Below are 23,412 nucleotides of genomic sequence, written 5' to 3'. Positions count from 1 at the left end.
AGTTGTTTTCGCGCCCGTCGCCATGCGCAGCGCGGGCCTTGCTTCAGGTAAAATCTTCCGTATGAGAATCCTGATAAGCAATGACGACGGCTACCTGGCGCCCGGTATCAATGCGTTGGCCGAGGCGCTCGCACCGATCGCGGACATCGTGGTGGTGGCGCCGGACAGCAACCGCTCGGGCGCATCGAACTCCCTGTCGCTGGACCGGCCGCTGTCGGTGCAGCGCGCGGCCAATGGTTTTTACTTTGTCAACGGCACGCCCAGCGATTGCGTGCATGTGGCCTTGACGGCGATCCTGGATTACACGCCCGACCTGGTGGTGTCCGGCATCAACAACGGCCCGAACATGGGGGACGACACCCTGTATTCCGGCACGGTGGCGGCCGCGACCGAAGGCTTTCTGTTCGGGATTCCTGCCCTGGCCTTCTCGCAGGGCGCCTACGGCTGGGAGCATATCGACGACGCCGCCCGCCATGCGCGCGACCTGATCGAGCGCTTTTACGAGGAACTGCCGCGTCCCTGCCTGTGGAATGTGAACATCCCCAACCGCCCATACGATCAGCTGGGCGCCGTGACGGCAACCCGGCTCGGCCGGCGTCACCAGTCCGAACCGGTGATCAAGGCCAAGGACCCGCGCGGCAGGGATATCTACTGGATCGGCCCGCCGGGCGCCTGCAAGGACGCCGGCGAGGGCACTGATTTCCACGCCATCGCCAACGGCATGACCTCGATCACCCCGCTGCAGATCGACCTGACACATACCTCCCAACTCAGTGCATTGGCAAAGGCCTTGGCATGACCGAAAAAAACCGTACCTTCCCTTTGCCGCTGTCCTCGGTAGTTGACAAGGGGGGCAAGAAGGCGACGGTATTCGCGCCGGTGGCGACACCGCAAACCGCCACCCAGAACGCCGCGCGTCATGCGCCTTCGCTATATCCCGCGCCGCGTCCGGTGGCCACGCCTTCCAAATCGCACAGCTACGCCATGGAGCGGGCGCAGCCGGCGCCGGCCCAGGCGCCGCGCTCGAACCCGCTGGTATCGGACGCCGTGCGCCGCGCCATGGTGCAGCGCATCGCCAAGCAGGGGGTGCAGGACCAGGTGGTGCTGAGCGCCATGGATACGGTGCCGCGCCACATGTTCATGGATGAAGGGCTGGCGCCGCAAGCCTATGTCGACGCCTCCCTGCCGATCGGTCATCACCAGACCATTTCCCAGCCCTACATCGTGGCGCGCATGATCGAGGTGATGCGCAACGGCGGCCAGTTGAAGCGCGTGCTGGAGATCGGTACCGGCTGCGGCTACCAGGCGGCGGTGCTGTCGTGCGTGGCCCAGGAGGTGTATTCGATCGAGCGCATCAAGCCGCTGCACGAGCTGGCCAAGACCAATCTCAGGCCGCTGCGCGTGCCGAACCTGCGTCTGCATTACGGAGATGGTATGCTTGGGCTGCCGCAAGCGGCGCCGTTTGACGGTATCATCCTGGCCGCGGCCGGGATGGAAGTGCCGCAAGCCCTGCTGGAGCAGCTCACCATCGGCGGTCGCCTGGTCGCGCCGGTCGGTGAGCGCACGCAGCACCTGGAATTGATCACGCGCATCGGCAAAACGGAATGGACCAGCCACACCTTGGAGGACTGCCATTTCGTGCCCTTGCGTCCGGGCGTGGTATAACGCCCGTACCACTAGACATTAAGATGAGAATGACGAATAAAAGCAATGTGCTCGTAATGAGCCTGGCGCTCGCATTATTGAGCGCCTGCGGCACCACTCCCCACCAGGCCCCGGTCGTAGACCGCACGATACCGCCGGCCGTGAAACCCGCCACCCCTAGCGAAACGGCGCAAGTCGCCCGCGACGAGCGCGGCCTGTACACCGTGAAAAAGGGCGACACCCTGATCCGCATCGCGCTGGAGTTCGGCCAGAACTACCGCGACCTGGTGGCATGGAACAATCTGGCCAACCCGAACGACATCAAGGTCGACCAGGTGCTGCGCGTGCTGCCGCCGGAAAGCAATAGCAACGGCGTGGAAACGGCCGCCGTGATCATGCCGCCGTCGGACCGCACGCCGCCGGCGCCGCCGGTGGTCAAGAAAACCGGCCCCAAGGGCGACAAGAAACCGTACACCGACGCCAATCTGGCCGAACTGCAGCGCGGCGACAATGGCAACGGTGGCAATGGCGCCGGCGCACCCGCCGCCGCCGCCGCACCGGCGCCGGCCCTGGCCTCGGTCTCGCCACGCCTGACGGCGCCGGCGACCGCACCGGCCCCGGCGCTGGGCGTCGACGACGCCAGCCTGAGCTGGGTATGGCCGGCCGACGGCAAAGTGGTTGCCACTTTCGACGAAGGCAAGAACAAGGGTGTCGACATTTCCGGCAAGGCCGGGCAGCAGGTCGTGGCTGCCGGCGCAGGAAAAGTGATGTATGCAGGCAGCGGCATCCGCGGATATGGTAATCTGGTCATTGTGAAGCACAGTAATAATTTGTTGTCGGCCTACGCCCACAACCGTGCCATCCTGGTCAAGGAGGGGCAGAGCGTGACCAAGGGACAAATGATTGCGGAAATGGGTGATTCCGATACCGACTCCGTCAAGCTGCACTTTGAAATCAGGCAGCAGGGCAAGCCGGTCGATCCGTCCAGATTCCTGCCTAACCGTTAGCCGAGCCGATGAGATGACCTCTACGCCGCACGATCCGATGGATGACGATACGCTCCCCGAGGACTACCGCGAGGAGACGGGTGACGATGTCGCCATCGATGGTGCGGACGAGGGTGATGCGCCCGAAGCCGGCGCGGTGCTGGAAAGCGTCGACGAACTGAAGAAGGTGCTGGCGGCCGAGCTGTCCACCGACACCACCCAGCACTACCTGAACCAGATCGGCACCCGGCCGCTGCTGACGGCGCCGCAGGAAGTCCACTACGCCACCTTGGCCAAGGCCGGCGACTTCAGCGCGCGCCAGACCATGATCGAGCACAACCTGCGGCTGGTGGTGTCGATCGCCAAGCATTACATCAATCGCGGCGTGGTGCTGCTCGACATGATCGAAGAGGGCAACATCGGCCTGATGCGCGCCATCGACAAGTTCGAGCCCGAGCGCGGCTTCCGTTTTTCGACCTACGCCACCTGGTGGATACGCCAGTCGATCGAGCGCGCCATCATGAACCAGGCGCGCACGGTGCGCCTGCCGGTACACATGGTGCGCGAGCTGAACCAGATCCTGCGCGGCAAATACCACCTCGAAGCCCAGCACCACAACGGCAAGGACGCCACCGCCGAGGACATCGCCGAGCTGGTCGGCCGGCCGGTGGAAGAGGTGCAGGACATCCTGGCGCTGTCCGAGCACGCCACCTCGCTCGACGCGCCGCTCGACAACGATCCGCAATCGTCGCTGATGGACATGCTGCCGGGCGACGCCGACGACAGCCCCGACGCCCGCGCCGAACACCATGAAATGACGGTGCTGGTGCGCGACTGGCTGACCAAGCTGCCGGACAAGCAGCGCATCGTCATCATGCGCCGCTTCGGCCTCGACAACGACGATCCGGCCACGCTGGAAACGCTGGCCGAGGAGATGGGCGTTACGCGCGAGCGGGTGCGCCAGATCCAGCAGGAAGCGCTGGTCAAGCTCAAGCGCGCCATGGCCGCACGCGGCGTGGTCCGCGATTCCCTGCTGTAGTTCCTTCCCATTCTGCTATCATATCGGCCCCGGCATCGGCGCCGACGCCCGCCCTTTTGTCATTCAATATTGAACGTTATGCAAGAAAATATCCTCGACATCAAATCGCTCGACATGGACGCCCGTGGCGTCGGCCACATTGAAAACGAAGACGGCACGCCGGGCAAAGTGGTGTTCGTGGAAGGTGCATTGCCGGGCGAGCGTGTCGGCTTTGAAACCTTCAAGAAAAAGAAAAACTGGGAAGCGGCGCGCATGACCGCGCTGCACCGTGAATCGTCGATGCGCGTGCAACCGAAGTGCGAACACTTCGACTACTGCGGCGGCTGCTCGATGCAGCACCTGGAGCCGACCGCGCAGGTGGCGATCAAGCAGCGCGTGCTGGAAGATAACCTTTGGCACATCGGCAAGGTCCACGCCGACAACATCATGCGTCCGATGTACGGCCCGACCTGGGGCTACCGCTACCGCGCGCGCCTGTCGGTGCGCTGGGTCGAGAAAAAGGGCACGGTGCTGGTCGGCTTCAAGGAAAAGCGTTCGGTGTTCGTGGCCGACATCAAGAGCTGCCAGATCTTGCCGAAGCACGTCTCGGACATGCTGCTGCCGCTGCGCGCGCTGATCGGTTCGCTGTCGCTGTACAAGGAAGTGCCGCAGATCGAACTGGCGATCGGCGAAGACGTCACCGCCCTGGTGCTGCGCATCATGGCGCCGATGACGGCGGACGATGAAACCAAGGTCAAGGCCTTCGCCGACCAATACGGCGTGCAGTTCTGGCTGCAGACCAAGGGCCCGGAAACGGCCGCGCCGTTCTATCCGCTGGACCAGGAGCTGCACTACCTGCTGCCGGAATTCGGCGTGCGCATGCCGTTCAAGCCGGTCGACTTCACGCAGGTGAACCACCACATCAACCGCGTGCTGGTGCACAAGGCCTTGCATTTGCTGGACGTGCAGCCGGAAGACCGCGTGGCCGACCTGTTCTGCGGCCTGGGCAACTTCACGCTGCCGCTGGCGACGCAGGCGCGCGAAGTGGTGGGCATCGAAGGCAGCACCACGCTGACCGAGCGCGCGCTGAGCAACGCCAAGGCCAACGGCCTGGATGGCAAGACCACCTTCTACTGCCGCAACCTGTTCGAGATCACGCCGGACGACTTGCTGGCGCTGGGCAAATTCGACCGCATGCTGATCGACCCGCCGCGCGACGGCGCTGCAACCTTGTGCGAATCGCTGGGCGAGCTGCGCAAGACCAATCCGGAGTTCCTGCCGAAGCGCATCGTATATGTGTCGTGCAGCCCGTCGACCCTGGCGCGCGACGCCAGCGTGCTGGCCAACCAGGCCGGCTACGCCATCAGCAAGGCCGGCGTGGTCAACATGTTCCCGCACACCTCGCACGTCGAATCGATGGCCGTGTTTGACCTGGCCTAAACTTCGGGGTCAGTTCCGACATTCGGACACGAGCACAACCGTAGCGGCTGCTACGGTTGTGCTCGTGTCCGAATGTCGGAACTGACCCCGACGTGTTTTTCTTCTAATGTTATTGACATTGCAGGAGGCGTGCGCAACACTGGACTGATCATCATCAGCGCCCGGAGTTGGCATGCGCCTCCTGTCCCGCATTATCGCGCTGGCTGCTTTCTGCAGCCTGCCGCTGGCCGTTCTGGCCGATACTTCCGTTACGTCGTTTTCCCCGACCGGCACCGTTAAAGGCGTGCGCCAGGTGGCTGCGCGCTTCAGCGGGCAGATGGTGCCGCTGGGCGATATGCGGCTCGGCGATCCGTTCAAGGTCGATTGTCCGGAAGAGGGCAAGGGACGCTGGATCGATGGCCAGAACTGGAGCTACGATTTCGTGCGCGACCTGCCGGGCGGCGTGGCGTGCCGCTTCACGCTGAAGGATGACGTCAGGGACATCGACGGCAAGCCGCTGGACGGCGAACGCCAGTTCAGTTTCGATACCGGCGGTCCTGCGGTGGTGGAGGCCGCGCCGCGCGAAGGCGCCAGCTACATCGACGAGCAGCAGATCTTCGTGCTGGGACTCGATGCGCCGGCCAGCGACGAAACGGTGGCCGCCCACGCCTGGTGCCGCGCCGATGGCATCAACGAGAAGATCGCCGTGCGCGTGCTGCAGGGCGCGGAACGCCAGCAAGTGCTGGACATGCGCAAGGCCTTCACCGAGCGCTATCTGTCGCTGTACTTCAAGGCGCGCGGCGTGCTGTGGCGCGCGACCACCGCCGTCAACAACAAGAAGCTGGAGCGCCTGCCGCTGGCGGTGGTCCAGTGCAAGCGCAGCCTGCCGCCGGCCACCGAGGTGTCGCTGGTGTGGGGCGCCGGCGTGAAGGCCGACAGCGGCATCGCGACTTCGCAGGACCAGACCCTGTCGTACAAGACGCGGCCCGACTTCACGGCGCGCTTCAGCTGCGAGAGATTGTCCAGGGATGCCGGCTGCGTGCCATTCCTGCCGCTGCGCGTGCAGTTCAGTGCTCCGATCAAGCGCGCCGACGCGCTGGCCGTGAAAGTGACGGCGCCGGGCGGCAAGGTGTTCCAGCCCACGCCGGACAAGGACGACGAAAAAAACGAGTACCTTGAGTGGCTGACCTTCAAGGGACCGTTCCCCGAAAGCGCCAAACTAAGCCTGTCGCTGCCTGCCGGCTTGAAGGACGACGCCGGCCGCAGCCTGGTGAACCAGGCGCGCTTCCCGATGGCGATACGCACCGACGCCCAGCCGCCGCTGGTGAAGTTCCCCGCGCGCTTCGGCATCATCGAGGCCAAGGGCGACAAGCTGCTGCCGGTCACGGTGCGCAATGTGGAAGCCGGCGTAGCGGCGGCCAAGGTGGACGGCGCCGCCTTGCGGGTGAACGACGGCACGGCGTCGCCGGAGCAGCAGGACCAGCAGGTGATAGCATGGCTCAAGCGCATGGGCAGCAGCTACAGCTGGCAGCCGCAGGAACTGTACGCGCTGAATATGGTGAAGCCGCTGCTGGACGCGCATGTCGGCAAGGTGGAGCGCTTCACCATGCCCAAGCCGGGCGGCGCCAAGGCGTTCGAGGTGATCGGCATCCCGCTGCGCAAGCCGGGCTTTTACGTGGTGGAGCTGGCCAGTCCCAAGCTGGGCGCGGTGCTGGCGCCGGCCAAGAGCCGCAGCACGGCGTATGTGAGTTCTGCCGCGCTGGTGACCAATATGGTGGCGCACTTCAAGTATGGCGCGGAGTCGTCGCTGGTGTGGGTGACGTCGCTCGACAAGGGCAAGCCGGTGCCGCAGGCGCAGGTCGCGGTGCGCGACTACAAGGGGAATCTGGTCTGGCAGGGCATGACCGACAGCGGCGGCCTGGCGCACATCCGCCAGGAACTGCGCCAGAAGAACGAGCATCGCTACTTCATCAGCGCGCGCCTGGGCGGCGACATGACCTTTACCTTGTCGGACTGGGATCGCGGCATCGAAACCTGGCGCTTCAATCTGCCGACCGGCGACCATGGCGCCGACAATGTGATCGCCTCGACAGTGTTCGACCGCACGCTGCTGCGCGCCGGCGAAACGGTGCACATGAAGCATTTCATGCGCCGCCATGTGGAGCAGGGCATCGTGCGCGCCGCCAAAGAGCAGGCGGCCAGCGTGTTCATCCTGCACGAAGGCAGCGGCCAGAAATACGAGCTGCCGCTCAAGTGGAGCGCCAACGGTTCGGCGGAAAACACCTGGCCGATTCCGGCCGACGCCAAGCAAGGCTGGTATCAGCTGATGATAGGCGGACGGGCCTCGGGCCGCTTCCGCGTCGAGCAGTTCCGCGTGCCGACCATGAAGGCGCTGCTGCAAGGTCCGAAGACGCCGGCGGTGCAGGCCACGGCGGTGGACCTTGATGTGCAACTGAGTTATCTGTCCGGCGGCGGCGCTGGCGACGCGCCGGTGCAGCTGCGCACCGTGGTGCAGGACCGTAGCGTGAGCTTCGACGATTACGCGGACTTCAGCTTCAGTGCCGGCGACGTCAAGGTCGGCGTCGAACGGCGCGGCGGTAGTTTCGACGATGACGAAGGCATGTTCGAAGGCGAGGGCGAAGACGGTGCGGTTGCCGCGCCCGGCGGCGTCAAGACCCGCAACCTGACGCTGGACAAGGCCGGCGGCGCGCGCATCACGCTCGACCAGCTGCCTGCCGTGCAAACGCCGCAGGAAGTCATGGCCGAACTGACCTATCAGGACGCCAACGGCGAAACGCTGTCGGCCGCGACGCGCATTCCGCTGTGGCCTTCAAGTTATGTGATCGGCATCCAACCCGACGGCTGGGTGCTCAGCAAGGAATCGCTCAAGTTCACGGTGGCGGTGCTGGACCTGCAGGGCAAGCCGGTGCTGGACGCACCGGTGGCGGTGGACTTCTTCCAGCGCCAGACCTATTCACATCGCCGGCGCCTGATCGGCGGTTTCTACGCCTACGAGAACAGCAGCGAAGTGAAGGCGCTGGGCGCCGCCTGCGAGGGCAAGACCGACAGCAAGGGCCTGCTGATCTGCCAGGTCAAGGCCCCGGCCTCGGGCAATCTGATTTTGCGCGCGAAAACGCAGGATGCGCAGCAGCGCGTGGCCGTGACCAACCGCGAGACTTGGGTGGCCGATGGCGCCGACTGGTGGTTCTTCGCCACCGACAACGACCGCATCGATCTGCTGCCGGAGAAAAAACGCTACGAGCCTGGCGAGACGGCCAGCTTCCAGGTACGCATGCCGTTCCGCGAAGCGACCGCGCTGATCACGGTGGAGCGCGAGGGCGTGATCGACGCCTATGTGCGTCCGCTGAACGGCGCCGAGCCGGTGTTCACGATTCCGGTGAAGAAGCAGTACGCGCCGAATGCCTATGTCTCCGCGCTTGTGGTGCGCGGCCGCGTGAACGGCGCACAGCCGACCGCGCTGGTCGATCTGGGCAAGCCGGCCTACAAGCTGGGCATCGCCCCGCTGCGTGTGGGCTGGTCGGGCAATGAATTGAAAGTGCAGGTGACGGCGGACAAGCCGGTCTACAAGGTGCGCGAAAAAGCCACGGTGGCGGTCAAGGTGACGCGCGCCGACGGTTCAGCGCCGCCGGCCGGTGCGGAAGTGGCGCTGGCGGCGGTGGATGTCGGCCTGCTGGAGCTGATGCCGAACACCAGCTGGGATCTGCTGGAATCCATGATGGAGCAGCGCAACCTGCAAGTGCACACCGCCACCGCGCAGATGCAGGTGGTTGGCAAGCGCCACTTCGGCCGCAAGGCGGTGCCGGCCGGCGGTGGCGGCGGCAAGGGCGCGGGGCGGGAGCTGTTCGATACGCTGCTGTTCTGGAAGGCGCGCGTGACGCTGGACGCCAACGGCGAAGCCACGGTGCAGGTGCCGATCAACGATTCACTGACCGCGTTCCGCATCGTCGCCATCGCCAGCGCGGACGCCGACTTGTTCGGCAGCGGCCGCACCGAGGTGCGCAGTTCGCAGGATCTGATTCTGCTTTCCGGCCTGCCGTCGCTGGTGCGCGAGGGCGATCGCTTCCGCGCCACCTTCACTTTGCGGAATACCACGGAAGCGCCGGTCAAGGCCACGCTGAACGCCAATGCGGGCGGCAAGTCCTTGTCGGCTCAAACGGTGGCGCTGGAGCCTGGGCAGGCGCGCGAAGTGGGCTGGGACGTGCAGGCGCCGTTGTCGGTCGATGCGCTGGCGTGGGACGTGAGCGCGGCGGTGGAGGGCCGCGGCCAGGCCGCGACGGATCGCATCAAGATCCGCCAGAAGGTTGTGCCGGCGATACCGGTGACCACCATGCAGGCGACCTTGCTGCAGCTGGATCGCAAGCAAAGCATGGCGGTCAAGATTCCGGACGACGCGGTGCCGGGACGCGGCGGCGTGCAGGTGCAGTTCAGCCCACGGCTGGGCGGCGAGTTGCCCGGCGTGCGCGAATACATGCTGCAATATCCGTATCGCTGCTTCGAGCAGGTGACCTCGCGTTCGATCGCGCTGCATGATGAAGCCATGTGGAGCGCGGCGGTGGAAAAGCTGCCGACCTATCTGGACGCGGATGGCCTGATCAAATACTTCCCGATGATGTTGGAGGGCAGCGATACCTTGACGGCCTACGTGCTGTCGGCCGCCAGCGAAGCCGGCTACGCCATTCCGGACGGCCTCAAAGGCACGATGGAGTCTGGTCTGCTGGCCTTCGTGCAGGGCAAGGTGGTGCGCTACTCGTCCTTGCCGACGGCCGATCTGGCGGTGCGCAAGATCGCCGCGCTGGAGGCGCTGTCGCGTTCCAGGCCAATTACCGCCGAGGAGCTGGAGTCGTTCACGCTGCAGCCGAACCTGTGGCCGACATCGGCCGTCCTCGATTGGTACCAAATCCTGGAACGCTCATCCGGTCTGCCGCAGCACGCGCAACGCTTGAAGGCGGCGGACCAGATTTTGCGTTCGCGCCTCAACCTGCAAGGCACCACCATGACCTTCTCGACGGAGCGCGCCGATGACTGGTGGTGGCTGATGTCCTCCGCCGACAGCAACGCCAACCGCCTGCTGCTGGCGATGGCCGACAATCCGGCATGGAAGGACGACATCGGCCGCCTCGCGCGTGGCGCCCTGGGACGGCAGAAGAAGGGCCGTTGGGGCACCACCGTGGCCAATGCCTGGGGCGTGCTGGCGATGGACAAGTTCTCGTCGCTGTTTGAAAAGGACAAGGTCACCGGCACCGCCGGCGCGACCTTGGGCAACGCCAGCAAGAGCATCGCCTTCGGCGGCGACCCTGCCGGCGGCACGGCCATGCTGCCGTGGCCACGCAGCGGCGGCGCACAGCTGGAGCTGGAGCACGCCGGCGCGGGCAAGCCGTGGGCCACGGTGCAGACCTTGTCCGCCGTGCCGCTTAAGAAGCCGCTGTCGAGCGGCTACAGGATCGCCAAGACCATCACGCCGGTCGAGCAGAAGACCAAGGGCGTGTGGTCGCGCGGCGACCTGTATCGCGTGCACCTGGATCTGGAAGCGCAGTCGGACATGACCTGGGTGGTGGTGGACGATCCGATTCCGGCCAGCGCCACGGTGCTGGGCTCCGGCCTGGGTGGCGATTCGAAGATCGGCGCCAGTGGCGAACGCGCCACCGGCTGGGTGGAACCGGCATTCCAGGAGCGCACCTTCGAAGGTTATCGCGCGTTCTACGCCTTCGTCCCGAAAGGTAAATGGAGCGTGGAGTACACGGTGCGCCTGAATAATCCGGGCCAGTTCAACCTGCCGCCGACCCGGGTGGAGGCGATGTACAGCCCCGAGATGTTCGGCGCCTCTCCCAACCAGGCGATGAGCGTGAAATGAAACTGCAAGTCTTCGCCATGCTGGCGCTGGTCAGCGCCGCTGCCCACGCCGTGCCGTCGTTCGACCAAGTGCGCGCGGCGTACCGCTCGTCGGATGCCGAGCTGCTGGACCGGCACGGCGAAGCTATCCAGTCGCTGCGCATCGATATGGCGGCGCGGCGCTTGCCGTGGGTGGCGCTGAACGACATCTCGCCGGCCTTGCCGGCGGCAGTGCTGCAGGCGGAGGATCAGCGTTTCTACGAGCACCACGGCGTGGACTGGAGCGCGGCGGCAACGGCGGCTTGGGACAATCTGTTCCGCACCCGTCCGCGCGGGGCGTCGACCATCACCATGCAGTTGGCGGCGCTGCTGGACCCGGCCCTGGGATCGGCGGGCAAGGGCCGTAGCTGGGAGCAGAAGTGGGATCAGGTGAAGGCCGCGCGCGAGCTCGATGCCGGCTGGACCAAGCGCCAGGTGATGGAGGCGTATCTGAACCTGGTGTCGTATCGCGGCGAGTTGCAGGGCGTGGGCGCGGCGGCGCGCAATATGTTCGGCAAGGCGCCGTCCGGGCTCGATCTGAGCGAGTCGGTGATACTTGCGAGCCTGCTGCGCGGGCCGGGTGCGGCGCAGAAAGTGGTGTCGCAGCGGGCCTGCGGGCTGGCGGTGGAGTTGCGCCTGCCTTCCACGTGCAGCGAGATTCAGTTGCGCGTCATCGTCGCCATGAGCCGGCCGCAGTGGGCGGCGAATCTGCCGCCGGCGCCGCAGGTGGCGCAGCAACTGCTTACCCGCAGCGGGCAGGCGGTGCGCAGCACGCTCGACGCGGGCTTGCAGCGCCATGCGCAGTCGGTGTTGCGGCAGCAGTTGACGGCGCTGAACGGGCGCAATGTGAACGACGGCGCGGTGGTGGTGCTCGATAATGCCAGCGGCGAGATCCTGGCTTACGTCGGCAATGCCGGCGGCGGCGAGGTCGATGGCGTGGCGGCGCTGCGCCAGGCCGGGTCCACGCTCAAGCCGTTTTTGTATGAGCTGGCGCTGGAGCGCAGGCAGATCACGGCGGCATCGCTGATGGACGATAGCGCGATCGAGGTGTCCACGCCGTCCGGGCTGTATGCGCCGCAGAATTACGACAAGGGTTACAAGGGTTACGCCAGCGTTCGCACCAGCCTTGCCAGTTCGCTTAATGTGCCGGCGGTGCGCACGCTGATGATGACGGGGCTGGAGCGTTTTCACGAGCGTTTGCGCGATCTGGGGCTGAGCAGCTTGACGCAGCCGGCGGAGTATTACGGCTATTCGCTGGCGCTGGGATCGGCCGAGGTATCGCTGCTGGAGTTGAGCAATGCCTACCGCGCGTTGGCGAATGGCGGCATGGCCGGGCCGGCGACGCTGGTGCCGAGGGCGGCCGCACCGCGCCGGGTGCTGGATGCGCGCGCCAGTTTTATTGTGGGCGATATCCTGGCCGACCGCGCGGCGCGCAGTTTGACCTTCGGTTTGAAGAATGAGTTGGCGACCACGTTCTGGGCGGCGGTCAAAACCGGCACCAGCAAGGATATGCGCGACAACTGGTGCGTCGGTTATTCGGACCGGTACACGGTCGGCGTGTGGGTGGGAAATTTTGATGGGCAGCCGATGTGGGATGTGTCAGGTGTCAGCGGCGCCGCGCCGGTGTGGCGGGATGTGATGGATTATCTGCACCGCAGCCAGTCCAGTCGCGCGCCCAAGCCGCCGGCGGGTGTGGTGCGGCGGCAGATTGCGTATCAGCCCGAGCTGGAATCGGCGCGGGGGGAGTGGTTCCTTGCAGGTACGGAGAGCCCCGTCATTGCGCTGGTTCGCGACGAGCATCGCGCGCCGAAGATTTTGTATCCGGGGGATGCCAGTATTCTGGCGTTCGATCCGGATATGCCGGATGCTATTCAGCGCGTGTTCTTCCTGGCTCAGGGCGGGAAAGGGCTGCGCTGGCAACTTGATGGCGAGCCGCTGGCGCAGGCGACTACCGATTTTTCCTGGCGGCCGGTTCCCGGCAAACACCAGCTAACCCTGATCGACGCCAACGAGAAGCCTGTCGCCACCGCCCGTTTCCAGGTGCGCGGGGCTGGCGCGGAATAATTCCCCCGCACGGCGCTCCGCAAGGGTCTGACCCGCAGGGTCAGACCCTGACTGGCTTTGCGGGTTCCTGCGGCGCGCTTGCGACGTAAAAAAGCCGGCGCAGTGGCCGGCTTTTTGGGGTAGGGCAGGGTGGGGGTTAGTCGCGATCACCACCAAAAATACCCAGCAGTTGCAGCAAGCTGGTGAAGATGTTGTACACGTCCAGGTACAGGGCCAGCGTGGCGCGGATGTAGTTGGTCTCGCCGCCGTTGATGATCTGCTGCACGTCATACAAAATGTACGCCGAGAAGATGGCAATCGCCACCACCGAGATCACGATCGACAGCGCCGGGATGTGCAGGAAGATGTTGGCCACCGATGCCAGCAACAGAATGATGACGCCGGCGAACAGCCAGGTGCCCATGCCCGAGAAGTCACGCTTCGATACCGTGGCCACCGACGCCAGCACCGCGAACACCGCCGCCGTGCCGCCGAACGCGGTCATGATCAGGAAGCCGCCGTTGGCGAAGCCCAGGGTGCGCGTCAGCAATGGCGTCAGCATCAGACCCATGAAGAAGGTGAAGCCCAGCAGCAGGGCCACGCCCACGCCCGAGTCCTTGTTCTTTTCAATGCCCCAGATGAAGCCGAAGGCCACCGCCAGGAACAGCAGCGCCATCAGTCCGCCGCCCAGTGGCAATTGCAGGGCCACACCCAGCGCCGCGCCCATGACGGTCGGCACCATCGACAGCGCCAGCAGCCAGTAGGTGTTGCGCAGCACTTTATGCTGCACCGCCTGACGGGTGCCCGCCAGGTCGTACGTTTTTTGCATATTGATCATAGTTGCCTCCAATTACGGGTAAAAGTTTTACCGCTTGCCAAAAGCATAGCATGGTGCATCCGGAATACGCAAAAACATGCCAGAAAAGCACTTAATTCCGGCTTAAACTGCCTTTATAGCTGGATTGCAGGCTCATCAGCCTCCCGGTTATTCGGTATATGGGGTGTTCTATGGTAAAATCAAAGGTTGATTGGATTATCAATTTCGTTTTAAACCTTTCTTTTTATTGGAGTTTTTCAAATGGCAATCGAACGCACCCTGTCGATCATCAAACCAGACGCAGTTGCAAAAAACGTGATCGGCCAAATCTACAGCCGCTTCGAGAACGCTGGCCTGAAGATCGTTGCTGCGCAAATGAAGCAGCTGTCGCGTGAAGAAGCTGAAGGCTTCTACGCTGCGCACAAAGAGCGCGGTTTCTTCAAAGACCTGGTGGACTTCATGGTTTCGGGTCCAGTCATGATTCAAGCTCTGGAAGGCGAAAACGCCGTCCTGAAAAATCGCGAACTGATGGGCGCGACCGATCCTAAGAAGGCCGACAAAGGCACCATCCGTGCTGATTTCGCCGACTCGATCGATGCCAACGCTGTTCACGGCTCCGACGCTGTTGAAGCCGCTGCAGTAGAAATCGCTTACTTCTTCGGTAAGTAATTTAAGTAGGATCCGTTTCCGCGCCGCGGTGCGGAAACGGAATAATGACTAGTACTGTTTTGAACCAAACTATGAACGCACCTCTGACCAACTTGCTGGACTTCGATCCCGCGCAACTTATCGCTTATTGCGCCGAGTTGGGGGAGAAGCCGTTCCGCGCCAAGCAACTGCAGCGCTGGATCCATCAATTCGGCGCGTCGGATTTCGACAGCATGACGGATCTGGCCAAGTCGCTGCGCGACAAACTGAAAACCCGCGCCCACATCGCGGCGCCGGCCATCATCAGCGACCATACCTCCACCGACGGCACCCGCAAGTGGCTGGTCGACGTCGGCAATGGCAACGCGGTTGAAACCGTGTACATCCCGGAAGAAAACCGTGGCACGCTGTGCATTTCCACGCAGGCCGGCTGCGCCGTCAACTGCCGCTTCTGCTCGACCGGCAAGCAAGGCTTCAGCCGCAACCTGAGCGTGGGCGAAATCATCGGCCAGCTGTGGATGGCGGAGTTCGAACTGCGCCGCACCAAGGGCATCGAACCGGGTCCGAAAGGCGAACGCCAGATCACCAACGTGGTCATGATGGGCATGGGCGAGCCGCTGCTCAACTACGAACCGACCGCCACCGCGCTCAAGCTGATGCTGGACGATAACGCCTACGGCCTGTCGCGCCGCCGCGTGACCCTGTCCACCTCGGGCGTGGTGCCGATGATCGACAAGCTGTCGCAGGATGTGCCGGTGGCCCTGGCCGTCTCGCTGCACGCCTCCAACGACGAGCTGCGCAACGGCCTGATCCCGCTGAACAAGAAATACCCGCTCAAGGAGCTGATGGCCGCCTGCAAACGCTACATCGAGTTTGCGCCGCGCGACTTCATCACCTTCGAGTACTGCATGCTCGACGGCGTCAACGACAGCGACGAGCACGCGCGCGAGCTGGTGGCGCTGGTGCAGCACCCCGAGTTCGGCGTGAACTGCAAATTCAACCTGATTCCGTTCAATCCCTTCCCGGAATCGGGTCTGCTGCGTTCGAAGAACCCGCGCATCAGCGCCTTCGCGCAAGTGCTGCTGGATGCCGGCATCGTCACCACCATCCGTAAAACGCGCGGCGACGATATCGACGCCGCCTGCGGCCAGTTGGCCGGCGAAGTGCAGGACCGTACCAAGGTCCAGCAGCGCATGGAGAAAATGGCCGAATACCAGACCAAGTTCGGCGCCAACTTCGGCAAGATCGTGGAGATCCGTTCCTGATGACCTTCCTGGCGCAGCGTAGCCGGCTCAGCCTCACCGCCCTGTGCGCGGCGGGGATGCTGGCTGGTTGCGCCTCGTCGGGCCCGGCCAAGGGGCCAAGCGGCAAGGCCGAGCTGACCACGGTGTCGGACCAGACCGCCGTGCAGCGCAAGGTGGACATCCGCATGCAGCTGGCCATCGGCTACTTCGAGCAGGGCCAGTACACGGTGGCGCTGGACGAGGTGAAGCTGGCCCTGGCCGCCGACCCCAACTATGCGGACGGCTACGGCATGCGCGGCCTGATTTACCAGCAACTGGGCGAGAGCGCGCTGGCCGAAGACAACTTCGTGCGCGCCCGCAAGCTGGCGCCGGCCAGCCCGGACCTGGCCAACAATTACGGTTCCTTCCTGTGCCAGGTGGGCCGGGTCAAGGAAGCGCTGCCGCTGTTCGATGCGGCCCTGGGCAACCGCGCCTACCGTTCGCCGGCCAGCGCCGCGAACAACGCCGGTTCCTGTGCGTTGAAGATCAAGGACTACGCCAGCGCGGAGCGTTATCTGCTGCAAGCCTTGCAGTTGACGCCCGACCTGCCGGCCACCAACGCCAATCTGGCGCGGGTATATGTGGAAAAAGGCGATTATGTGCGCGCCAATTTCTTCATCACCCGGTTGAACAAAGTGGCAAAGATGGAGAGCCTGACGGCCGACGTGCTGTGGCTCGCGATTAAGGTGCAGCATAAATTGGGCGATACTGCCGCGGAAGCTGGTTGGGCGACGCAACTGCGTCGTCACCACCCCGGTTCGACCGAATATGCTGCTTATCAACGTGGGGCGTTTGATGAGTGAAACAGGGATACCAATGAATTCTGAGTGGGCAGAATCGCCGCAGGAGCAGGGCAGCACTGGCAAGACGACGCCGGGAGCGTTGTTGGCGGCCCAGCGTGAAGCGATGGGTTGGACGGTCGAACAGATTGCGGAACAGTTGAAGCTGGCCGTGCGCCAGGTCAAGGCGTTGGAAGCCGGCGATTACGCCGCGTTGCCGAACATGGCGGTCACGCGCGGCTTCGTGCGCGCTTACGCCAAGGTATTGAAGATGGACGCCGCGCCGCTGGTGGCGATGATTGAAATGGCCCAGCCGGGCAGCCCTGAAGTGGTGGTTGCGCCGCGCAAGGATCTGGCGGCGTCGTTCTCCGGGTCGCGCTTCCCGTCGATGACGGGCCGTTCGTCGGGGCCTGCCGGTTGGCTGGTCGGTTTGGCCGCCGTGGTGGTGGTGGGCGCCGCCGGCGCCTATGCCTATCAGACCGGCCTGATTCCGGCCTCGCTGTTCGAGCGTAAGGCAGAGGAAGCCAAACCTGCCGAGGCGCCGGCCATCGAGACCACGCTGGTCAAGCCGGGCGAGGAAGCGTCGACGCTGCAGTCGCCGAATGTGCCGCTGATTTCGGTGCCGCCGCAGGGCGAGCAGGGCGCCCCGGCGGCGGATGCCGCAGCGCCTGCAGCGACGGCTCCGGCCACGACGCCCGCCCCGGCGGCAGCCGCGCCGGTAGCGCCAGTTGTGCCAGCGCAGACCGCGCCGGCACCGGCAGCGCCGGCCGCGACGCCCGCCGCTGCGCCAGCGCCTGCCGCCAGCACCGGCCAGCAGCTGGTGCTGAAGGTGAGCGAGGATTCGTGGGTAGAGATTCGCCGTCCGGGCACGACCGCGCTGATTTCGCGCGTGGTCAAGGCCGGCAGCACCGAGACCTTCGATATCAAGGATCCTGCGCTGCTGATCGTCGGCAAGCCGGGTGGTGTGCAAGCTACGCTGGGCGGTGCGCCGCTGGCGCTGCCAACCATCCCAGGCGGCACGATTTCGCGCGTGAACATCAAATAAGCAAGAACAGAGTAGAACCATGACGCAAACTGCTATTCCATCGGGACCGACCGACCGCCGCGCCAGCCGCCGGGTGTTGATCTCGCACGGCGAGCGCAAGATCTGGGTGGGCGGCGACGCTCCGGTGGTGGTGCAGTCGATGACCAACACCGATACCGCCAACGCCATCGAGACCGCGATCCAGATCCGTGACCTGGCGCGCGCCGGTTCGGAACTGGTGCGCCTGACCGTGGACCGTCCGGAAGCCGCCGAAGCGGTGCCCTACATCCGCGAGCAGCTCGACAAAATGGACGTGGACGTGCCGCTGGTGGGCGACTTCCACTACAACGGCCACACGCTGCTGAACGATTATCCGGAGTGCGCCAAGGCGCTGTCGAAGTACCGCATCAATCCGGGCAATGTCGGCAAGGGCGCCAAGCGCGATACGCAGTTTGCGCAGATGATTGAAGTGGCCGCGCGCTACGACAAGCCGGTGCGCATCGGCGTCAACTGGGGCAGCCTGGATCAGGCGCTGCTGGCGCGCATCATGGACGAAAACGCCGTGCGCGCCAATCCGTGGACCGCGCAGCAGGTGATGTACGAAGCGCTGATTACCTCGGCCATCGAGAACGCCGTGCGCGCCGAAGAACTGGGCCTGGGCCGCGACAAGATTATCCTGTCGTGCAAGGTCTCGGGCGTGCAGGATCTGATCGCCGTGTACCGCGCGCTGGCGCAGCGCTGCGACTATCCGCTGCACCTCGGCCTGACCGAAGCTGGCATGGGCAGCAAGGGCATCGTCGCGTCGACGGCCGCGCTGTCGGTGCTGCTGCAAGAGGGCATCGGCGACACCATCCGCATTTCGCTGACGCCGGAACCGGGCGGCGACCGCACCAAGGAAGTGGTGGTGGGACAGGAGATCCTGCAAACCATGGGCCTGCGCAAATTCACCCCGATGGTGATCGCGTGTCCGGGCTGCGGCCGCACCACCTCGACCACCTTCCAGGAGCTGGCCGACAACATCCAGACCTATCTGCGCGACCAGATGCCGGAATGGAAACAGACCTACCCGGGCGTGGAGGCGATGAACGTGGCCGTGATGGGCTGCATCGTCAACGGTCCGGGCGAATCGAAGCACGCCAACATCGGCATCAGCCTGCCGGGCACCGGCGAATCGCCGGCCGCGCCGGTGTTCGTGGACGGCGCCAAGGTGGCGACGCTGCGCGGTGAGCGCATCGTGGAAGAGTTCCAGGAAATCGTACTGAATTACGTGAAGAAGAATTACAGCAAACATGTCTAAAACTGAAAAAATCGCCGCCGTCAAAGGCATGAACGATATCCTGCCGACCGATTCGCATCTGTGGCAGCTGTTCGAGAACACCGCGCAATCGGTGGTGCAGAGCTATGGCTTCCAGCAGATCCGCACGCCGATCGTGGAAGATACCGCCCTGTTCAAGCGCGCCATCGGCGCCGTCACCGACATCGTCGAAAAAGAGATGTACTCGTTCGAAGACTCGATGAACGGCGACCTGCTGACGCTGCGCCCTGAAGGCACGGCCGGCGCGGTGCGCGCGGTGATCGAGCATAATCTGGTCTACGAAGGTCCGAAGCGCCTGTGGTACACCGGCCCGATGTTCCGCCACGAGCGTCCGCAGCGCGGCCGCTATCGCCAGTTCTACCAGTTCGGTTGCGAAGCCGTGGGCTTCAGCGGCCCGGACGTGGACGCCGAGATGATCATGATGTGCCGCCGCCTGTGGGATGACCTGGGCCTGGAAAACATCCGCCTGGAACTGAACTCCATCGGCGACGCCGAAGAGCGCGCGCGTCACCGCGTCGACCTGATCGCGTATCTGGAAAAGCACGAAGAGCTGCTGGACGCGGAAGCCAAGCGCCGCCTGCACAGCAACCCGCTGCGCATCCTCGACACCAAGAATCCGGCGCTGCAGGAAATCGTCAACGCGGCGCCCAAGCTGCTCGACTACCTGGGCGAAGAATCGCTGGCGCACTTCAATGGCGTGCGCAAGATCCTCGACCACAACAACATTCCGTACGTGATCAACACCCGCCTGGTGCGCGGTCTCGATTACTACAACCGCACCGTGTTCGAATGGGTGACGGACGCACTGGGCTCGCAAGGCACCGTGTGCGCCGGCGGCCGTTACGATCCGCTGATCGCTTCCTTCGGCGGCAAGCCGACGCCCGCCGTCGGTTTCGCGATGGGCATCGAGCGCCTGCTGGAACTGATGAAGGAAGCCGGCGAGCCGCACGCGCCCGACCAGTGCGACGTCTACCTGGTGCACCAAGGCGAAGCGGCGCAGCTGCAAGCCTTCGTGCTGGGCGAGCGCCTGCGCGATGCGGGCCTGGACGTCATCATGCACGGTTCGACCGCAGCGGGCCCGGGCAGTTTCAAGTCGCAGATGAAGAAGGCCGACGGCAGCGGCGCGGCCTTCGCCGTCATTATCGGCGAAGACGAAGTCACCAACCACACCGCCAGCGTGAAGGCGATGCGTGCGGCGGAAGGCGAGCAGCAGCAATCGACTGTGCCGTTCGACGAAGTAGTAGATTTTGTGGTGGACCAGATCACCGACGGCGGCGATCACCACCATCACGTGCACGACGAGCATTGCAATCACTAATCATCAACATAACAACGGCAGACGAATACCATGGCATACGATCTTGAAGAACAAGAACAAATCGCGTCCCTCAAAGCTTGGTGGGACAAGTACGGCAACGCCACGACCTGGGTGCTGATCGCAGGCCTGGCCGCGTATTCCGGCTGGACCGGCTGGAACGTCTACCAGGGCAAGCAGGCCACCCAGGCCTCGGCGCTGTACGACCAGCTGCAGGCTGCGGCGGAAGCCAAGGACAACGTCAAAGTGCTGCGCGTGGCCAGCGACATGGAAGGCCAGTTCGCCAGCACCGCCTATGCGCCGATGGGCGCACTGGTGGCCGCCAAGAGCGCGTTCGAAGCCAATGACCTGAAGGCGGCCAAGGCCCAGCTGCAATGGGCGGCGGAACATGGCAAGGATGAATTCAAGGCCGTCGCCAAGGTCCGCCTGGCCGGCGTGCTGCTGGACGAAAAAGCCTACGACGAAGCGCTGAAAGTGCTGGCCGGCGACGTGCCTGCGCAATTTGCCGGCCCGGTCGCCGACCGCAAGGGTGACGTGCTGGCCGCGCAGAACAAGCTGGCTGAAGCCCGCACCGCCTACAAGGCAGCGCTGGACGCGACCGACAAGAAGAACCCTGGCCATCAACTGATTCAAATGAAGCTGGAAGCCATCGGCGGCACCGCCTAACCACCAAGCACCAAGGTTTAAAGACTATGCGTATTACCGAAAAAGTAGTTGCAGCAAGCGTGTTTGCGATGTTGGCCGGTTGTTCCCTGTTCGGATCCAAGGACACCAAGAACCAGCCGGCGCCGTTGGTGGAGTTGAAAAACCCGTCGCTGTCGCCGAAGGTGGTGTGGAAGTACTCGTTAGGTAAAGCCGGCAACGCGGTGTTCACGCCGGCGCTGGCCGGCGACAGCGTCTACGTGGCCGACGCCGACGGCGTGCTGGTACGCCTGGACGCCGCCACCGGCAAGGAAGTGTGGCGCGTGAAAACCGGCGTCGACCTGACCGCAGGTGTGGGCAGCGATGGCGAAGTGGTGGTGGTCGGCGGCGTCAAGGGCCAGATCCTGGCCTACGACATCAACGGCAAGCAGCTGTGGAAGGCGCAGGCGTCGAGCGAAGTGCTGTCGTCGCCGGAAGCGGGCGGCGGCATGGTGGTGGTGCGCAGCGTCGACAACCAGATCACCGGTTACGACGCCAAGACCGGCGCCAAAAAATGGAACGTGGCGCGCACCACGCCGGCCCTGACCCTGCGCAATGCGCCGGGCATGGTGATCAACGGCCAGAACGCCTACATCGCCCAGCCGGGCGGCAAGCTGGTGGTGCTGAATCTGGCCGGCGGCCTGCAGCGCTTTGAAGTGGTGGTCGGCGAACCGCGCGGCGCCACCGAACTGGAACGCGTCACCGACATCGCCGGCACGCCGGTGGTGTTTGAAAAAGATGTGTGCGCCGTGTCGTATCAGGGCCGTGTGGCCTGCTTCGACGCCGCCACCGGCGCACCGCACTGGAGCAAGCCGACTTCGTCCGACAAGGGCGTGGCGGTGGACCAGCGTTTTGTATTCGTCTCCGACGACAAAGGCGAAGTTGGCGCCTATAGCCGTGAAAACGGCGCCAACGCCTGGAAGAACGATAAACTGTCCTACCGCGTGCTGTCGACCCCCGTGTCGTACGGTCGCACGGTGGCGGTTGGCGACTACCAGGGTTACATCCACTTCCTGTCGCGGGAAGATGGCGCACTTATAGGTCGTGTGGCGACCGACGGCAGCCCTATCCAGGCTGACCCGATCATCGCCGGCACGAATTTGATTTTCCAAACCCAATCAGGGACAGTGACCGCTCTCGCGGTCGAGTAAAAAATGAAGCCGGTAATCGCACTAGTGGGTCGACCCAATGTAGGGAAATCGACCTTGTTCAATCGTCTGACCCGCTCGCGCGATGCGCTGGTGGCGGACTTGCCTGGGTTGACGCGAGATCGTCACTATGGCGAGGGCCGTGTCGGCGAACGTCCCTTCCTCGTTATCGACACCGGCGGCTTTGAGCCGGTGGCCAAGGAAGGCATCCTCCACCAGATGGCCAAGCAGACCAAGCAGGCCGTGGCCGAAGCTGACGTTGTCATCTTCCTGGTCGACGGCCGTCAGGGTCTGACGCCGCACGACAAGACCATCACCGACTTCCTGCGCAAGAGCGGTCGTCCGGTCATGCTGGTCGTGAACAAGGCGGAAGGCATGCGCTACACCTCGGTGGTGGCGGACTTCTATGAACTGGGACTGGGCGAACCGGCCGTCATTTCGTCGGCGCACGGCGACGGCGTGCACGACCTGGTCGACCTGGCGCTGGACACCGCCTTCGAGCAGCGTCCGGAAGATCCGGAAGAGCTGGAAGCGGGCGATCGCGGCATCAAGATCGCGCTGGTCGGCCGTCCGAACGTCGGCAAGTCGACCCTGATCAACACCCTGGTCGGCGAAGAGCGCGTGATCGCCTTCGACATGCCGGGCACCACCCGCGATTCGATCGAGATTCCGTTCGAACGCGATGGCAAGCAGTACACCCTGATCGACACCGCCGGCATCCGCCGTCGCGGCAAGGTGTTCGAAGCGATCGAGAAATTCTCGGTGGTGAAGACGCTGCAATCGATCTCCGAAGCGAACGTCGTGGTGCTGATGCTCGACGCCCAGCAGGACATCTCCGAGCAGGACGCCCACATCGCCGGCTTCGTGCTGGAGACCGGCCGCGCGCTGGTCATCGCCGTCAACAAGTGGGACGGCCTCGATACCAGCACCCGCGACGAAATCAAGATCGACATCGACCGCAAGCTGGACTTCCTGTCCTTCGCCAAGATGCACTACATCTCGGCGCTGAAGGCGCAGGGCATCGGCCCGCTGATGAAGTCCCTGGACCAGGCTTACGCCGCCGCTTTCGCCGACCTGTCGACGCCGAAGCTGACGCGCGCCCTGATCGAAGCGGTGGAGAAGCAGGAGCCGCGCCGCAAGGGTTCGATCCGTCCGAAGCTGCGCTACGCGCACCAGGGCGGCATGAATCCACCGGTGATCGTCATCCACGGCAATGCCCTCGATGCGGTCGGCGAGCCATACAAGCGCTATCTGGAGAAGCATTTCCGCGAGACGTTCAATCTGGTCGGCACGCCCCTGCGGATCGAACTGCGCACCGGTAAAAATCCGTTCGCAAAATCTTCATAAAAATCGGTGTTTTTTTGTTGGAACTCCCAGCAAAAAAAACCAAAACAGGTTACAGT

Annotated in this window: 17 protein-coding genes; 16 read left to right on the top strand and 1 reads right to left on the bottom strand. The window is 64.2% G+C overall.

The features are described from left to right. The first annotated feature begins 61 nt into the window (after positions 1–61). From surE to pbpC, 7 genes are all read left to right on the top strand, one after another. Entirely contained in the window at positions 62–799 is a 738-nt protein-coding gene (gene surE / locus ACXZ1M_RS04675) for a 5'/3'-nucleotidase SurE (protein ID WP_459052030.1), read from the top strand. After that, positions 796–1,665, top strand: coding sequence for a protein-L-isoaspartate(D-aspartate) O-methyltransferase (locus ACXZ1M_RS04670; protein WP_459052029.1), 870 nt, complete (start codon positions 796–798; stop codon positions 1,663–1,665). The genes surE and ACXZ1M_RS04670 overlap by 4 nt, the downstream gene beginning before the upstream one ends. A 29-nt stretch (positions 1,666–1,694) precedes the next feature. Beyond that, the gene (locus ACXZ1M_RS04665; RefSeq protein ID WP_459052028.1) at positions 1,695–2,651 is read left to right on the top strand and encodes a peptidoglycan DD-metalloendopeptidase family protein; all 957 of its coding nucleotides are present in this window, start codon (positions 1,695–1,697) and stop codon (positions 2,649–2,651) included. A 13-nt stretch (positions 2,652–2,664) separates the two neighbouring features. Then, positions 2,665–3,669: an RNA polymerase sigma factor RpoS gene (gene rpoS / locus ACXZ1M_RS04660; RefSeq protein ID WP_459052027.1), complete on the top strand. Its 1,005-nt coding sequence runs from the start codon at positions 2,665–2,667 to the stop codon at positions 3,667–3,669. 78 nt (positions 3,670–3,747) lie between these two features. Further along, positions 3,748–5,088 carry a 23S rRNA (uracil(1939)-C(5))-methyltransferase RlmD gene (gene rlmD / locus ACXZ1M_RS04655; RefSeq protein ID WP_459052026.1) on the top strand — a complete coding sequence of 447 codons (1,341 nt, stop codon included), beginning with the start codon at positions 3,748–3,750 and terminating at the stop codon, positions 5,086–5,088. Positions 5,089–5,260: 172 nt separating this feature from the next. After that, entirely contained in the window at positions 5,261–10,939 is a 5,679-nt protein-coding gene (locus ACXZ1M_RS04650; RefSeq protein WP_459052025.1) for an alpha-2-macroglobulin family protein, read from the top strand. Further along, positions 10,936–13,020: a penicillin-binding protein 1C gene (pbpC, locus tag ACXZ1M_RS04645; RefSeq protein WP_459052024.1), complete on the top strand. Its 2,085-nt coding sequence runs from the start codon at positions 10,936–10,938 to the stop codon at positions 13,018–13,020. Before ACXZ1M_RS04650 ends, pbpC begins: the two co-directional genes overlap by 4 nt. 136 nt (positions 13,021–13,156) lie before the next feature. Here pbpC and ACXZ1M_RS04640 read toward each other — a convergent pair whose 3' ends face one another. Beyond that, positions 13,157–13,837: a Bax inhibitor-1/YccA family protein gene (locus tag ACXZ1M_RS04640; protein WP_459052023.1), complete on the bottom strand. Its 681-nt coding sequence runs from the start codon at positions 13,835–13,837 to the stop codon at positions 13,157–13,159. Between the two features lie 240 nt (positions 13,838–14,077). Here ACXZ1M_RS04640 and ndk point away from each other — a divergent pair, with 240 nt between their 5' ends. From ndk to der, 9 genes are all read left to right on the top strand, one after another. After that, entirely contained in the window at positions 14,078–14,485 is a 408-nt protein-coding gene (ndk, locus tag ACXZ1M_RS04635) for a nucleoside-diphosphate kinase (RefSeq protein ID WP_154359051.1), read from the top strand. A 71-nt stretch (positions 14,486–14,556) separates the two neighbouring features. Beyond that, the gene (gene rlmN, locus ACXZ1M_RS04630) at positions 14,557–15,729 is read left to right on the top strand and encodes a 23S rRNA (adenine(2503)-C(2))-methyltransferase RlmN (protein WP_459052022.1); all 1,173 of its coding nucleotides are present in this window, start codon (positions 14,557–14,559) and stop codon (positions 15,727–15,729) included. Then, positions 15,729–16,550: a type IV pilus biogenesis/stability protein PilW gene (gene pilW / locus ACXZ1M_RS04625; RefSeq protein ID WP_459052021.1), complete on the top strand. Its 822-nt coding sequence runs from the start codon at positions 15,729–15,731 to the stop codon at positions 16,548–16,550. Before rlmN ends, pilW begins: the two co-directional genes overlap by 1 nt. Before the next feature lie 13 nt (positions 16,551–16,563). Beyond that, positions 16,564–17,571 carry a helix-turn-helix domain-containing protein gene (locus ACXZ1M_RS04620; RefSeq protein WP_459052020.1) on the top strand — a complete coding sequence of 336 codons (1,008 nt, stop codon included), beginning with the start codon at positions 16,564–16,566 and terminating at the stop codon, positions 17,569–17,571. A gap of 19 nt (positions 17,572–17,590) precedes the next feature. Next, a complete protein-coding gene (ispG, locus tag ACXZ1M_RS04615; protein ID WP_459052019.1) occupies positions 17,591–18,847 on the top strand; it encodes a flavodoxin-dependent (E)-4-hydroxy-3-methylbut-2-enyl-diphosphate synthase in 1,257 nt (418 codons plus the stop codon). After that, on the top strand, positions 18,840–20,183 hold the full coding sequence (gene hisS, locus ACXZ1M_RS04610; protein ID WP_459052018.1) for a histidine--tRNA ligase: 1,344 nt from the start codon (positions 18,840–18,842) through the stop codon (positions 20,181–20,183). The genes ispG and hisS overlap by 8 nt, the downstream gene beginning before the upstream one ends. A 30-nt stretch (positions 20,184–20,213) precedes the next feature. Continuing rightward, positions 20,214–20,846 carry a YfgM family protein gene (locus ACXZ1M_RS04605; RefSeq protein ID WP_459052017.1) on the top strand — a complete coding sequence of 211 codons (633 nt, stop codon included), beginning with the start codon at positions 20,214–20,216 and terminating at the stop codon, positions 20,844–20,846. Positions 20,847–20,872: 26 nt separating this feature from the next. Further along, positions 20,873–22,012 (top strand): outer membrane protein assembly factor BamB, encoded by a 1,140-nt coding sequence (gene bamB, locus ACXZ1M_RS04600; protein ID WP_459052016.1) that lies wholly within the window; start codon positions 20,873–20,875, stop codon positions 22,010–22,012. 3 nt (positions 22,013–22,015) lie between these two features. Beyond that, complete coding sequence (gene der / locus ACXZ1M_RS04595) at positions 22,016–23,356, top strand: ribosome biogenesis GTPase Der (RefSeq protein ID WP_459052015.1); 1,341 nt, start codon at positions 22,016–22,018, stop codon at positions 23,354–23,356. Positions 23,357–23,412: the final 56 nt, after the last annotated feature.

The organism is Duganella paludis, from assembly GCF_054461335.1.
The sequence above is the reverse complement of the archived record's forward strand: the minus strand, read 5'-3'. Positions and strand labels throughout refer to the sequence as shown.

What these genes read in the sequence shown, in the direction of transcription:
- surE (WP_459052030.1), top strand. Translation starts at nt 62, where the DNA reads ATGAGAATCCTGATAAGCAATGACGACGGCTACCTGGCGCCCGGTATC.
- ACXZ1M_RS04670 (WP_459052029.1), top strand. Translation starts at nt 796, where the DNA reads ATGACCGAAAAAAACCGTACCTTCCCTTTGCCGCTGTCCTCGGTAGTT.
- ACXZ1M_RS04665 (WP_459052028.1), top strand. Translation starts at nt 1,695, where the DNA reads ATGACGAATAAAAGCAATGTGCTCGTAATGAGCCTGGCGCTCGCATTA.
- rpoS (WP_459052027.1), top strand. Translation starts at nt 2,665, where the DNA reads ATGACCTCTACGCCGCACGATCCGATGGATGACGATACGCTCCCCGAG.
- rlmD (WP_459052026.1), top strand. Translation starts at nt 3,748, where the DNA reads ATGCAAGAAAATATCCTCGACATCAAATCGCTCGACATGGACGCCCGT.
- ACXZ1M_RS04650 (WP_459052025.1), top strand. Translation starts at nt 5,261, where the DNA reads ATGCGCCTCCTGTCCCGCATTATCGCGCTGGCTGCTTTCTGCAGCCTG.
- pbpC (WP_459052024.1), top strand. Translation starts at nt 10,936, where the DNA reads ATGAAACTGCAAGTCTTCGCCATGCTGGCGCTGGTCAGCGCCGCTGCC.
- ACXZ1M_RS04640 (WP_459052023.1), bottom strand. Translation starts at nt 13,837, where the DNA reads ATGATCAATATGCAAAAAACGTACGACCTGGCGGGCACCCGTCAGGCG.
- ndk (WP_154359051.1), top strand. Translation starts at nt 14,078, where the DNA reads ATGGCAATCGAACGCACCCTGTCGATCATCAAACCAGACGCAGTTGCA.
- rlmN (WP_459052022.1), top strand. Translation starts at nt 14,557, where the DNA reads ATGAACGCACCTCTGACCAACTTGCTGGACTTCGATCCCGCGCAACTT.
- pilW (WP_459052021.1), top strand. Translation starts at nt 15,729, where the DNA reads ATGACCTTCCTGGCGCAGCGTAGCCGGCTCAGCCTCACCGCCCTGTGC.
- ACXZ1M_RS04620 (WP_459052020.1), top strand. Translation starts at nt 16,564, where the DNA reads ATGAATTCTGAGTGGGCAGAATCGCCGCAGGAGCAGGGCAGCACTGGC.
- ispG (WP_459052019.1), top strand. Translation starts at nt 17,591, where the DNA reads ATGACGCAAACTGCTATTCCATCGGGACCGACCGACCGCCGCGCCAGC.
- hisS (WP_459052018.1), top strand. Translation starts at nt 18,840, where the DNA reads ATGTCTAAAACTGAAAAAATCGCCGCCGTCAAAGGCATGAACGATATC.
- ACXZ1M_RS04605 (WP_459052017.1), top strand. Translation starts at nt 20,214, where the DNA reads ATGGCATACGATCTTGAAGAACAAGAACAAATCGCGTCCCTCAAAGCT.
- bamB (WP_459052016.1), top strand. Translation starts at nt 20,873, where the DNA reads ATGCGTATTACCGAAAAAGTAGTTGCAGCAAGCGTGTTTGCGATGTTG.
- der (WP_459052015.1), top strand. Translation starts at nt 22,016, where the DNA reads ATGAAGCCGGTAATCGCACTAGTGGGTCGACCCAATGTAGGGAAATCG.